This window comes from Azonexus sp. (assembly GCF_041909095.1).
In the GTDB taxonomy this organism is placed as follows: Bacteria; Pseudomonadota; Gammaproteobacteria; order Burkholderiales; family Rhodocyclaceae; genus Azonexus.
The window spans coordinates 48,456-61,600 of the sequence record NZ_JAYREB010000001.1; the positions used below are offsets into that span (position 1 = coordinate 48,456).

At 68.0% G+C, this 13,145-nt stretch carries 9 protein-coding genes; 4 read left to right on the forward strand and 5 right to left on the reverse strand.

Annotated elements, in window-relative coordinates:
- A complete protein-coding gene (locus ACE3OV_RS00230) occupies nt 1-810 on the reverse strand; it encodes a carbon-nitrogen hydrolase family protein (protein ID WP_374323839.1) in 810 nt (269 codons plus the stop codon).
- Nucleotides 807-4,703, reverse strand: coding sequence for a YhdP family protein (locus tag ACE3OV_RS00235; protein ID WP_374323840.1), 3,897 nt, complete (start codon nt 4,701-4,703; stop codon nt 807-809). Before ACE3OV_RS00235 ends, ACE3OV_RS00230 begins: the two co-directional genes overlap by 4 nt.
- A 101-nt stretch (nt 4,704-4,804) precedes the next feature.
- Here ACE3OV_RS00235 and glnE point away from each other — a divergent pair, with 101 nt between their 5' ends.
- Nucleotides 4,805-7,516 (forward strand): bifunctional [glutamate--ammonia ligase]-adenylyl-L-tyrosine phosphorylase/[glutamate--ammonia-ligase] adenylyltransferase, encoded by a 2,712-nt coding sequence (gene glnE / locus ACE3OV_RS00240; protein WP_374323843.1) that lies wholly within the window; start codon nt 4,805-4,807, stop codon nt 7,514-7,516.
- Nucleotides 7,517-7,555: 39 nt separating this feature from the next.
- On the opposite strand, the gene ACE3OV_RS00245 is transcribed toward glnE, so the two are convergent.
- The 3 genes from ACE3OV_RS00245 to ACE3OV_RS00255 form a co-directional block, all read right to left on the reverse strand.
- A complete protein-coding gene (locus ACE3OV_RS00245; protein WP_374323845.1) occupies nt 7,556-8,254 on the reverse strand; it encodes a YXWGXW repeat-containing protein in 699 nt (232 codons plus the stop codon).
- 159 nt (nt 8,255-8,413) lie between these two features.
- Nucleotides 8,414-8,842 carry a large conductance mechanosensitive channel protein MscL gene (gene mscL, locus ACE3OV_RS00250; RefSeq protein WP_374323847.1) on the reverse strand — a complete coding sequence of 143 codons (429 nt, stop codon included), beginning with the start codon at nt 8,840-8,842 and terminating at the stop codon, nt 8,414-8,416.
- An 84-nt stretch (nt 8,843-8,926) separates the two neighbouring features.
- Nucleotides 8,927-10,096 carry a pyridoxal phosphate-dependent aminotransferase gene (locus ACE3OV_RS00255; RefSeq protein WP_374323849.1) on the reverse strand — a complete coding sequence of 390 codons (1,170 nt, stop codon included), beginning with the start codon at nt 10,094-10,096 and terminating at the stop codon, nt 8,927-8,929.
- Nucleotides 10,097-10,145: 49 nt separating this feature from the next.
- On the opposite strand from ACE3OV_RS00255, the gene mtnA reads away from it, so the two are divergent.
- From mtnA to dmeF, 3 genes are read left to right on the forward strand one after another with little or no spacing between them, the layout of a single operon-like run.
- A complete protein-coding gene (gene mtnA, locus ACE3OV_RS00260) occupies nt 10,146-11,231 on the forward strand; it encodes an S-methyl-5-thioribose-1-phosphate isomerase (protein ID WP_374323850.1) in 1,086 nt (361 codons plus the stop codon).
- Nucleotides 11,228-11,869, forward strand: a complete 642-nt coding sequence (locus ACE3OV_RS00265; RefSeq protein WP_374323852.1) for a class II aldolase/adducin family protein — start codon at nt 11,228-11,230, stop codon at nt 11,867-11,869. Before mtnA ends, ACE3OV_RS00265 begins: the two co-directional genes overlap by 4 nt.
- A complete protein-coding gene (dmeF, locus tag ACE3OV_RS00270; protein ID WP_374323854.1) occupies nt 11,866-12,855 on the forward strand; it encodes a CDF family Co(II)/Ni(II) efflux transporter DmeF in 990 nt (329 codons plus the stop codon). The genes ACE3OV_RS00265 and dmeF overlap by 4 nt, the downstream gene beginning before the upstream one ends.
- The last annotated feature ends 290 nt before the right edge of the window (nt 12,856-13,145 follow it).

The window sequence follows — 13,145 nt, forward strand, 5'->3', positions numbered from 1 at the left end:
TTATAGTTTGCGGTGGGCGAGCGCCGGCAGGCTCTCGCGAACGTCGGCGATGCGTTGGTGGTCGAGGTCGGCGATGACGACGCCGGGCCCCTTCAGCTTGCGGTCGAGAATCTCGCCCCAGGGATCGATGATCATGCTGTTGCCGTGGGTCAGGCGACCGCTTTCGTGGCGACCACCCTGGCCGACCGCCAGCAGGTAGCACTGGTTCTCGATGGCGCGGGCACGGAGCAGGATTTCCCAGTGGGCGCGCCCGGTCGTCTCGGTGAAGGCGGCCGGCACCAGGATCAGGTCGACCGGACCAAGGCCGCGGTAAAGCTCGGGGAAACGCAGGTCGTAGCAGATCGACAGGGCGATGCGGCCAAACGGCGTGCTCACCGCCACCGGCGTCTTGCCGGCTTCGATGAAGGCGGCTTCGTCGTAGGCCTCGTCGCCCTTCCTGAAGCCGAACAGGTGGATCTTGTCGTAGCGGGCGACGCATTCGCCCTGCGGGTTGAAGACCAGGCTGCTGTTCAGCATCTTGTCGGGCGTGCTCGCCGTCAGCGGGATCGATCCGGCGACCAGCCACAGGCCGTGGCGCTGCGCGGTCTGCGCCAGCCAGTCCTGCACCGGGCCGCGGCCGAAATCCTCGCGCGCCCGCACGCGGTCGGCGTCGGCGGCGCCGATGACCGGAAAGTACTCGGGCAGCACGGCCAGTTGCGCACCCTGCGCCACCGCCGCGTCGACCAGGCGAGCGGCGACGGCCAGGTTGTCGGCAACGCGCGGGCCGGACACCATCTGCAGGGCGGCGATGCGGCAATTCTGCGGGGTCATGGTTTCTGCTCCTCGGGGACTGCGGCCGGGGCGGCCGCTTCACTCTTGCCGACCTTGTCGACCAGCGGCTCGCTCCAGTTGCCGGTGACATGGTAACGGTAGCTGAAAAGCTGGTTGAGCGGGCTTTTCAGCACCGTGTTGGCGACCAGCGCCGCGGCGCCAGCCACCGGATTGACCAGGGTCGCGGCACCGATTGCCAGGCCGCTCATCTCCGGCCGGACGACGACCATCAGGTCCTGGGTCTCGTGCTGCAGGTCGGTGCTGCCGTCGATCGCCACCTGCACCGCCGGCCCGCTGATGTTGAGCGGGGCAAGGGTTTTCATGACGCCGCCGGCAATGGAAAGTTTGCCGTCGATACTGTCGAAGGCCAGGCCTTCGCTGAAGAGATCGCGAAAATCCAGGGTCAGGCGGCGTGGCAGCGACTGCAGCGAGATCAGGCCGAGCAGGCGGCCGACGCCGGGTTCGAGCTTGTTGAACTGGCCCTTTTCCGCCTTCACTTCAAGTTCGCCGCTCAGGCTCGGGTAATGCAGCGCGGTCAGCGCGCCATCCCAGCGCAGGCTGCCGGCCAGCCGCGCCTTGCCCTGGCGGACGGCGTTGGCGTAGCCGAGCCGGGTGAGCAGCTTGCCGCTGTCGGCGGCAGTCAGTTCGAAATCGAGGTCGGTGCGCTGCCGGGCGCCGCGCGTCCAGCGACCGCTGCCGCTCAGTTCGCCATCCGGATTGCGCAGACGCAGCTTCTCCAGCAGCCAGGAACCGCGCAGGTTGCGGGCGCGCAGTTCGAGGTGGCCGAGCGACTTCTTGCCTAGCCAGAGGTCGTCGACCTCGAGATTCATGCCGGGCAGCGAATCGATGACGCTGCTTTCGCTGCCGGCCGGCCCGCCGCTTTCCGGCTGGGCCAGGCGCAGGTGGCGGAAACGGCCCTCGATCCAGCCATCGTCGGCACCGCGCCAGGTCAGCTCGCCGGCCGCTTCCGGCGCCTGCAGCGAGATGCGCCAGGCGGCGCCCTGCGGCGCGACGCGCAGGTCGATGTCGTGGTAATCGCTGCCGAACAGGTGCAGCTGCGGCGTCTTGACGCTGACTTCGGCGAGTACCAAGCCGCTGTCGCCATTGCCACCGCCGTTGCTGCCATTCTGGCCCAGGCTGAGGAAGGTGCGCCAGGCGTCGCCGTCGAGGCGCGGCGCGGCGAGCCGCACCACCAGCCCCTGCGGCGGCAGGCTGGCGTCGCCATTGCCGACCGCGAAGACCCCCTGCGCCCATTTACCATCACGGCGGACGACGGTGCCACGGGCGACGTCGCCGAGCGTGATGCGGTACTGCTCGCTACCGGCACTCGGCGCACTGCGTTCGATGCGCAGCGGCAGGCGGGCGGTCGCTGTCTTGTTCAACGGATCGGGCAGCGGCGAACTGATGCCGACCAGGTCGGAAGTCACCAGTACGTAGGCGTTGCGTTTCTGGATCGCGACATCGGCCTTCCACGGCGTGCTGCCCGCCAGCTGGTCGAGCAGCGGCCAGCCGAAATGACTGGCGACTTCGCCGATCGCCGCGCTGCCTGCCGCCGACACCAGGACCTTGCCGCCCTCGCTGCCGACCTTGACGCGCAGCGGCCCACCGAAGCCGCGACCGGTGATCTCGCTGGCCGCCACCGACTTGTCGGTGAGGTCGAGCCGGCCGTTGACCTGGCCGATCATCGGCAGGCCGTCGACCAGATGCACCTGATTGTCGTGAAAGTGATAGCTGCCGCGCATCCGGGTTTCCAGCGCCCGACGCAGCGGGATGTCGAGTTCGAGGTCGAGCCGCCCGTTGCCGATGGCACGCATGCCTTCGGTGAAGTGATCAATCGAGGCCGCCACCGGACTGCGCTCGATGAATTCCAGGAAGGCGGCGGTCGGTCCGCTGGCTGCGCCACGCACCAGCAGCATTTCGTCATGGACGTCGAAGTCGGGGATGGTCACGGCGACGTTGCCGAGGCTGGCGCCGAGGATGCGGCCGGCGCTGGCATTGACCCGCATGCCGTAATCGAAAGCCATGTCGGCTTCGATGTCGTCGATCACCGGCCAGCCGTCGGCGTAGTCGACGCGGGCCTTGCTCGCCTTGGCGGTAACCAGGAACTTGCCGGTCGCCGGGTCGCGGAAGGGAAAATCGCGCAGATTGCCCTGCAGCACCAGGCGGGCGTCGTGCGCCGTGCCGCCGACGATGCCGCGCCTCAGCCAGGCGCGGGCTTCGGCGTTCACCGCGTGCGGCATGTAGCGCCAGACCGCGCTGCCATCGGCACGGCTGATGCTCGCCTGGAGGTCGATCACGCCCGGCCCGTCGCCGTTGTAGTGATAACTGCCGTGGGCGTTGCCGGTGGCGTCGGGACTGCTGAAATCGACCCGCTCGATGTCCACCCGCACGCCGTCCGCGGCCTGCGTCCAGCCGACCCGCGCCTTGAGCTGGTCGAAACCGATGTCCGGCTCGGGGAAGACCGCCGGCAACGAGAGCGCGGAAGCCGCGGCATCGATGTTGAGGCGGCCGCCCTTCTCGCTCAGGTCGATGCTGCCGGCCAGGCCGCGGGCGCCCGGAAAATAGCTCTCGGCGCGCACACCCAGATCGGCGAACCTGGCCGCCAGCGCGTAACGCGCCAGGCTCTCGCCCTGCAGCCCCCAGCTCGTACGCAATTCGCTGATCTGCCCCTGCGGCGCGTAGGCGAGCAGCAGCTGGCGGGTCCGCGAATCGAGCGGCAGGAAGGTGGCGAGTCGGGAAAGCACCGCGAGGTCGAGCTGGTTCGCCCGGAAGTTGCCGTTGATCGCGGCGGCAGTCTGCCGCCAGTCGAGCTGGAAATCCGTCGGCGCCAGCCGGATGCCGTCGCTGGTCTGCAGCTCCAGCTGGCGGGCGGCGACCGACCAGGCCGCCTTGCCGTAAGTGGCGGTAACCCGGCCGTGCAGACGGTCAAGATCGAGTGCCGGCAGCTTGCGACCGAGGCGGATGCGCAATTCCTGCAGCGCCAGATCGGCGGTGAGCCGGCTTTCGCCCTCTTCGATCTCGCCCCACAGGCGCAGGCCGCCGCGCCCGTGCGGCAGGTCGACCGGGTAGTCGAACCAGGGCTGCCAGCCGGCCAGATCGGCGTATTCGAGTTCGAGGTAGAGATTGCCGGCGTAACGTTCGAAGGCGTCATGCAGGTCGCCGTCGATCTCGCCGCGCAGGTCGATGCGCGCTGCCAGTTCGGCCGGCGGCACCGCCGACAGGCCGAAGCGATGGTGCTGCCCGCGGTTGTCGAGGCCGAACTGGAGGTCTTCGAGAATCAGCGGCGGCGCGCCGCGCAAGGCATCCTCCCAGACGATGGTCGCGTCGTGGATGCGGATGCGCTTCTGTTCGAGCACCCATTCAGCAAAGGCCGGATCGCTGTCGCCGCTCGATTCGATGCCGGCAACGCTGATTTTCCCGTCGCCGGCACGGCGCACATGTAGCACGGGATGGTCGAAGGAAAGCAGCGCCAGCACCGGGCGCAGGCGCCACAGGGTGTGCCAGGAGAGGACAGCATCAACCCGTTGCAGCGAGAAGCTCGGCGCGCCATCGGCCGCCAGCAGCGAGACGCCATCGAGCACCAGTTCCGGGTTGAGGCCGCGCCAGTGGGCGGCAATGCTGCCGATGCGCACTTCCTGACCCACCGCCTTGCCCGCCAGGCGCTCGATGTCGGCCCGATAGTCGGTGATCGAGGGCAGCACGGCAAAGCGCAGCAGCAGGACCAGCATGACGAACAACAGCCAGCCGGCAACCAGCAGCCAGCCGCCGAGGCGCAGCGCGGACGCGACAAAAGGCCGGCCGAGCAAGGCGCGCAGGCCGTGCAGCCGGTAATACAGCCCCTGGTGGATCAGATGGGCAGCGCTGGTTTCGTTTTGGCCGGACGGATTATTCAAGCGTCGCGTCGCTTTGCCAGATGCGGTCGGAGGTCACTACAATCGGGAAAATTTATTTGAGGGCGTATTCTACCTTCTCGCCCCGTTGCCGACAGAATCCCATGGACACCCTTCCCGACCCCCGCTGGCAGGCCGCCCTCGCCCACAGCCGCTACCTGAGCAACCTCTTGCAGGCGCACCCGGCGCTGCTTCCAGAACTGGCGGCAAGCTGGCTGCAGCCGCTCGACGAAGCCCTGCTGACGGCCCCGCTGACCCAGGATTTCGCCGACGACGAAGCACTCAAGTCGGCGCTGCGCCGCCTGCGTCACCGCGCCATGGCCCACCTGATGCTGCGCGACCTGTGCGGTCTGGCGCCGCTCGCCGAAGTGGTCGAGAGCATGACCCTGCTCGCCGACGTCACCACCAACTTCGCCCTCGCCCACTACCACCGCCAGCTCGCCGCCACCTATGGCGAGCCGCTCGACAGCCGCGGCCGGCCGCAGCGCCTGCTGGTGATCGGCATGGGCAAGCTCGGCGGGCGCGAGCTGAACGTTTCCTCCGACGTCGATTACATCTTCGTCTATCCCGAGGAAGGCGACACCGCCGGCCCGAAGTCGATCGAAAACTACGATTTCTTCACCCGTCTGGGCAAGCGCGTGATCCAGGCGCTTGGCGACATCACCGCCGACGGCCAGGTCTTCCGCGTCGACATGCGGCTGCGCCCGAACGGCGATTCCGGCCCGCTGGTCTGCTCGCTAGACTCGCTGGAAAACTACTTCATCACCCAGGGTCGCGAGTGGGAACGCTACGCCTGGATCAAGGGGCGGACGATGAACGCCGGCATCAACCTGCAGCCGGAATGGGTCGAAGCGATGCAGAAGATCGCCCGCCCCTTCGTCTTCCGCAAGTACCTCGACTTCGGCGCGATCAACGCAATGCGCGACCTGCACGCGCAGATCCGCCGCGAGGTCGCGCGCAAGGACATGGTCGACCACATCAAGCTCGGCCCCGGCGGCATCCGCGAAATCGAGTTCATGGCCCAGGTGTTCCAGCTGATCCGCGGCGGCCGCGACCCCGGCCTGCAAATCCGGCCGACCCTGCAGGTGCTCAAGCTGCTGGTCGGGCGCCAGCTGATCCCGGCCGAGACCGAACAGGAATTACACGCCGCCTACGTCTTCCTGCGCCGCCTGGAACATCGACTGCAGTACGTGAACGACGCGCAGACACACATGCTGCCGAGCGATCCGGACGAGCGCCAGAAGATCGCGGCGAGCATGGATTTCGCCGACTGGCCGGCGCTGCTCGCCGTACTCGACGATCACCGGCAGAAGGTCAGCCGCCACTTCGAAGCGGTCTTCTCCGACCCGGAAGCCGGCGACCACCCGCTGACCGGCCTCTGGCTCGGCCAGCTCGACGACGACACCGCGCTCGAAGCCTTCGGCAACCTCGGCTTCCGCCGGCCGGCCGACGCCATTGCCCGCCTCGGCGACCTGCGCAGCTCCAGCCGCTACCAGCAACTGCCGGCGAGCAACCGGCAGCGCCTCGACGCCGTCGGCCCGCGCCTGATCGAAGCTGCCGGCCAGACGCCCGACCCGGACACGACGCTGGTCCGCGGCATCGCCCTGCTCGAAGGCATCGCCCGCCGCGGCGCCTACCTGGCGCTACTGCAACAATATCCGCTGGCCCTGAAGCGCGTCGCCGACATGGTCGGCGCCTCGACCTGGGCGAGCGACTACCTGAACCGTCACCCGCTGCTCCTCGACGAACTGCTCGATCCCCGGCTCTACGAAATCGCCACCGACTGGGCCGCTTTCCGCGACCTGCTGCAACGCAATCTGGCCGACCACCGCGACGACACCGAACGCGAGATGGACATCCTGCGCGAGATGCACCACGGCCAGGTGTTTCGCCTGCTGGCCCAGGACCTGGCCGGCCTGCAGACCATCGAAAAGCTGTCCGACCACCTCACCGAACTGGCCGACAGCATCGTCCAGGAAACCCTGCCGCTGGTTTGGACCAAGATCAAGAAACGCCACCGCGAAACGCCGCGCTTCGCCGTCATCGGCTACGGCAAGATGGGCGGCAAGGAACTCGGCTACGCCTCCGACCTCGACCTCGTCTACCTCTACGACGATGACGACCAGGACGCGCAGGAGAACTACACCCGCCTGGCCCAGCGCCTGAACACCTGGCTGTCGAGCCAGACGCCGGCCGGCATCCTGTTCGAGACCGACCTGCGCCTGCGTCCGAACGGCGACGCCGGGCTGCTCGCGGTGACCGTCGACGCCTTCCGCGACTACCAGCTCAAGCACGCCTGGACCTGGGAACACCAGGCGCTGACCCGGGCGCGTTTCTGCGCCGGCGATAGCGAAGTGGGCGCTCGCTTCGAGAGCATCCGTTGCGAAATCCTGCGCCAGCCGCGCGATCTCGACAAGCTGCGCGACGAGGTCGTCGCCATGCGCCAGAAGATGTACGACGCGCACGCCTCGAACAGCGATGAAATGTTCGGCCTCAAGCACGACCCAGGCGGCATCATCGACGTCGAGTTCATCGTCCAGTACCTGGTGCTCGGGCACGCCCACCGGCACTGCGAACTGACCGGCAACCTGGGCAACATCGCGCTGCTGCGCATTGCCGGCGAGCTGGGCCTGATCGATCCGGCGCAGGCGCTGGCTGCCGGCAATGCCTACCGCGAATACCGCCGCCTGCAGCACGCCCGCCGCCTGTCGGCAACACCGAAGGCACCGGTGCCGCGCGAACAGGTGGAAAAGCACATTGCTGCCGTCGCTGCCCTGTGGCAGACGGTGTTTGGCGCCAGCCACGGTGCCGGATGAAAAACGGCGGCCCGTGGCCGCCGTTTGGGGAGAAGCTGTTCAGCGATCGGTATCGGGCGGCAAATTGCGGTAGCGATCCACGGCATCCCGCGCCTCGTCCCGCTTGCGCTGTTCGCGCCGATAGTCGCGATCACTGCGCGGCGGTGGCGGATCGGCCCGATAGTCGCGCCGCGTGCGACCCTCGTCGCGCGGGCGGGGCGGCGGCACCACATGTGGCGTACCGCCACGGTAGTCGCGGCCCGACTGCCCATCGTCACGGCCACGCGGCGACTGCCCTGGCCAATGACGGTCATCCCGACGGTCGTCCCGGCGGTCGAAACGCCGGTCATCGCGTCTGTCGTCACGCCGATCATCGAAATCGCGCCGCGGTGGCGGTACCACGTGCGGCGGCGGCACGACATGCGGCGGCGCCCCGCGGTGCGGCGGACCGGCCTCCCAGCGCCCCTCATGCATGCGCCAGCGACGTCCATCCTGGACCCAGCGCGGTTGCACCCAGACATGGCCCGGGCGCGGTTCAACCCAGCGTCCCGGTACCCAGACATGCTGCCGACCGCCCCAGGACCAGTAACCGCTGATCCAGACATGACCGGGATAAGGCGCGTATCCTGGGTACTCGACGCGCGGTGGCGGCGGTGCGGTGACGATCACATCGTCGTCGTAATAAGGATCGGCCGGCACCACGGCGCAAGCGCCGAGCAAACTGCCGAGCAGCGCGATCAGGATGAGCTTGCGCTTCATGTTCTACTCTCCGGTGTTGTTGTCATGATGTCATTAACGCACAGCACTTGCCGTTCGGGGACCGGATTAACAGTTGCTTACGATTGCTTGCACCAGCGCGCAAGCCCACGATGCAAAAGGCCGCCTGGCGGCGGCCCCGAGCTGATTTTTGGCGAGCACTCACTTGCGCAGCGCATCGCGGATTTCCCGCAGCAACACGACATCCTCCGCCGGCGCTGGCGGTTCGGCCGGCGCCGGCGCCGGCTCTTCCTTGCGCAAGCGGTTCATCTGCTTGACGATCATGAAGATGATGAAGGCGAGGATGACGAAATTGACCAGGATGGTGAAGAAGGAACCGTAGGCGAAGACCGGGATGCCAGCCTTCTTCAGTTCGGCCAGGGTGGCGAGATTCTGCGGATTGTCGCCGAGGACGACGAAGAGGTTGGAAAAATCGAGCTTGCCAACGACCATGCTGATCAACGGCATGATCAGGTCGCCGACCACCGAATCGACGATCTTGCCGAAGGCGGCGCCGATGATGACGCCGACCGCGAGATCCATCGCGTTGCCTTTGACGGCGAATTCCTTGAACTCCTGCAACATGCCCATGCGCTTCCCCTTTCCGGTGTGTTGTAAATACCCGGCGCATTATTCGGCGGCACGCCGGGCGCGGTCAAGGCGCTTTGCAATTTTTCATCTTCCTGGGGAAAACGCCCGCTGCAGCCTCTCCGCCGCCGCGGCCAGGGTTTCCTCGCGCTTGGCGAAGCAGAAACGCACCACCTTGTCGTCGCGCCCGTCCGGCTCGAATACCGAAACCGGAATCACGGCGACGCCGACCTCGCGCGTCAGCCATTCGGCGAAGGCGGTGTCGGGCAGGTCGGAAATGCGCTCGTAGCGCGCCAGCTGGAAATAGGTGCCGCGGCAGGGCAGCAATTCGAACGGCGTCGCCGCCAGCAATTGCCGGAAGGCATCGCGCTTTTCCTGATAGAAGGCGGCGAGGCCGAGATGGCGCGCGGCGTCCTGCATGTAGTCGGCAATCGCCAGTTGCGACGGCCCGTGCACGGTGAACACGTTGAACTGGTGCACCTTGCGGAACTCCGCCATCAGCGCTGCCGGGCCGACCACGTAGCCGATTTTCCAGCCGGTGATGTGATAGGTCTTGCCGAAGCTGGAGACGACGATGCTGCGCGCCGCCAGTTCGGCATGGCCGCAGAGGCTGGCATGCGCCTCGCCATCGAACACGATGTGCTCGTAGACTTCGTCGGACAAGACGACGACCTCAGTGCCCCGAATAACGCTCGCCAGCGCGTCGAGGTCGGCGGCGGAAAGCAGCGCGCCGGTCGGATTGTGCGGCGAGTTGATGACGATCATCCGCGTGCGCGGCGTGATCAGCGCCCGCACTTCATCCCAGTCAGGCGCGTAGTCGGGAAAGCGCAGATGGGCGTAGATTGCCTTGCCGCCAACCGTTTCGATGGCCGGCACGTAGCTGTCGTACACCGGGGCGAAGACGATCACCTCGTCGCCGGGCCGGACGAAGGCGGCAATCGCGGTAAAAATCGCCTGCGTCGCGCCGGCGGTGACGGTGATTTCATGCTCTATGTCGTAGGTCGCGCCGTACGACGACGCCACCTTGCCGGCGATCGCCGTGCGCAGTTCCGGCATGCCGGCCATCGGCGCGTACTGGTTGCGGCCGGCCCGCATATGGCGGTGCATCGCGTCGAACAGCGCATCCTCGGCCTGGAAATCGGGGAAGCCCTGCGCCAGATTGACGGCGCCGGTCTCGGCGGCGAGCCGCGACATGACGGTGAAGATCGTCGTTCCCATGGCCGGGAAGCGGGAGTCGATGCGGATCGGGGTTTCCATGCGCGGACGGGATGAAAGGCGGGCGGTCACTATGCCACAATGCCGACCCATGAACATCCACGGCATCCCCACCCGCACCCTGCGTGCCGACTCCGCTCGGCGCGCCATCGAAATCATCGACCAGACCCGCCTGCCGCACGCGCTGCACTGGGTTGGCGTCGGTACGCTGGACGAAGCGGCGCACGCGATCCGCGCCATGCAGGTGCGCGGCGCGCCGCTGATCGGCGCCACCGCCGCCTACGGCCTGGCCATCGCGCTCAATGACGAGGCCGGCGACACCCGCCTGGACGAAGCGATTGCCATCCTCGGCGCCACCCGGCCGACCGCGGTCAACCTGCACTGGGCACTGGCCCGCCTCGACAAGGTCCTGCGCCCCCTGCCGCCGGCACAACGGGGCAGCGCCGCCTGGGCAGAAGCAGCGGCGATCGCCGAGGAAGACGTCGCGCAGAACGCAGCAATCGGCCAGCACGGGCTGGAGCTGCTACGCCGCCTGCCACGCCGCGACAGCCGCGTGCTCAACGTGATGACCCACTGCAACGCCGGCTGGCTCGCCACCGTGGACTGGGGCACCGCGCTCGCCCCAGTCTATGCCGCGCACGACGCCGGCCTGCCGGTGCATGTCTGGGTTTCCGAAACCCGGCCGCGCAACCAGGGTCTGCTCACCGCCTGGGAACTCGCCCAGCACGGCGTACCGCACACCCTGCTCGCCGACAACGCGGCCGGCCTCCTCATGTGCAGCGGCCAAGTCGACGCAGTGATCGTCGGCGCCGACCGCATCGCCGCCAACGGCGACGTCGCCAACAAGGTCGGCACCTACCTGAAGGCGCTGGCCTGCGCCGACAACGACATTCCCTTCTACGTCGCCGCGCCGCGCTCGACGCTCGATTTCGCCTGCGCCGACGGCGCGGCGATCCCGATCGAGGAACGCGACGGCGACGAATTCCGCCTCGTACACGGCACCGATTCCCGCGGCACGCCGGCCGCCGTGCGCCAGCTCCCGGCCGACGAAGCCGTCGCCAACCCGGCCTTCGACGTCACCCCGGCCCGCCTGGTCGCCGCCATCATCACCGAACGCGGCGCCTGCCCGGCCAGCCGCGCCGGCCTGCTCGATCTCTACCCGGAAGAAACGGCATGAGCGAATTGCGCGACAAGCTGATCGCCGCCGCCCGCGCCATGCGCCCGGCCGGCCTCAACCGCGGCACCGCCGGCAACCTCAGCGTGCGCTGCGGCGACGGCTTCCTGATCACGCCGACCGGCATGCCCTACGACGCGCTGGAAGCCGACGACATCCCGCTCATGGCGATCGACGATAGCGCCGACGGCAGCTTCAGCGGCCACCGCAAGCCGTCGTCGGAATGGCGCTTCCACCGCGACCTCTACGCCAGCCGCCCGGAAGTCGGCGCCGTCCTGCACGCCCACTCGCCGTTCGCCGTCACGCTGGCCTGTCTGCGCCGCGCCATCCCCCCCTTCCACTACATGATCGCCCGCTTCGGCGGCGATACCGTGCGCTGCGCCGACTACGCGCTGTTCGGCACGCCGGCGCTGTCGGCGGCGGCGCTTGCCGCCATGGCCGGCCGGCGCGGCTGCCTGCTCGCCAACCACGGCCTGCTCGTCGCCGGCCGCGACCTCGACGAAGCCTTCGCCCTCGCCGTCGAACTCGAAGAACTCTGCGAACAATACTGGCGCGCCTGCCAGCTCGGCGAACCGGTGCTGCTCGACGCGGTCGACATGGCAGCAGTGATGGATAAATTCAGCACCTACGGACAACAATGAACGCACACCTCGACCTCTCGCGCTGGGAACAGACGCACAACTACGGCGCCGGCAACGCGCGCGCCGAAACCGGCACCCGCTGGGTACTCTGGCTGACCTTGATCACGATGGTCGTCGAGATCGCCGCCGGCTGGTGGTTCAACTCGATGGCGCTGCTCGCCGACGGCTGGCACATGAGTTCGCACGCGCTCGCCATCGGCCTCGCCAGCCTCGCCTACGCCGCCGCCCGCAAATACGCCAACGACCCCAGCTTCGCCTTCGGCACCTGGAAGATCGAAGTTCTCGCCGGCTACACCAGCGCCCTCTTCCTGCTCGGCGTCGCCGCGCTGATGGTCTGGGGCGGCATCGAACGCCTGATCGAACCGGCGCCGATCGCCTACGGCGAAGCCATGCTGGTCGCCGTCCTCGGCCTCGCCGTCAACCTCGGCAGCGCGGCGATCCTGCTGCGCGCCGGCGGCCACGACCATCACGGTCATGAACATGGGCACGGCCATGACCACGGGCACGATCATCACCACGGCCACGACGACCTCAACCTCAAGGCCGCCTACATCCACGTCCTCACCGACGCGCTGACCTCGGTCCTCGCGATCGCTGCCCTCGCCGGCGGCTGGTTGTGGGGCTGGAACTGGCTCGACCCCGCCTGCGCCATGGTCGGCGCCGTGCTCGTCGCGCTGTGGGCGAAGAACCTGCTGCGCGACACCAGCCGCGTCCTGCTCGACCGCGAGATGGACCACCCGGTGGTCGAGGAAATCCGCGAAGTCATCGGCGAACTGCCACCCGGCACGCAGATCACCGACCTCCACGTCTGGCGCGTCGGCAACGGCGCCTACGCCTGTGCCATCTCGCTGCTCACCCACGACAGCGCGCTGACCCCGCTCGCCATCCGCCAGGCCCTCGCCATCCACGAGGAAATCGCTCACGTCACGGTGGAGATACACCGCTGCGACGAATGTTCCCCCGGCGCGGCGCTCTCCGGGCAGTGATGCCGATCCGGCGGCGAGGTGGCGGGTTTCTGTTCCAGTAGACGCGCTGTTTTCCGCCGGTGACCGGCGGGCGGCTTTGCGGCTTTGGCTTCTGAAGCGCCGGGTTCCGCGCCTGACGCGCGGGCGTACTTTTTCTTGTTTGGCCAAGAAAAAGTAGCCAAAAAGAAAGCCACCCCCAGGTCGGCGCCGGGCTACGCCCGGTCCCTTCCGCTACTCGACGGTCCGGGCGGCTGGCTAAACTCGGCCCTGCGGGCCTCAAACAACGCCAGCCGACTACCCCCGGCCCGCCT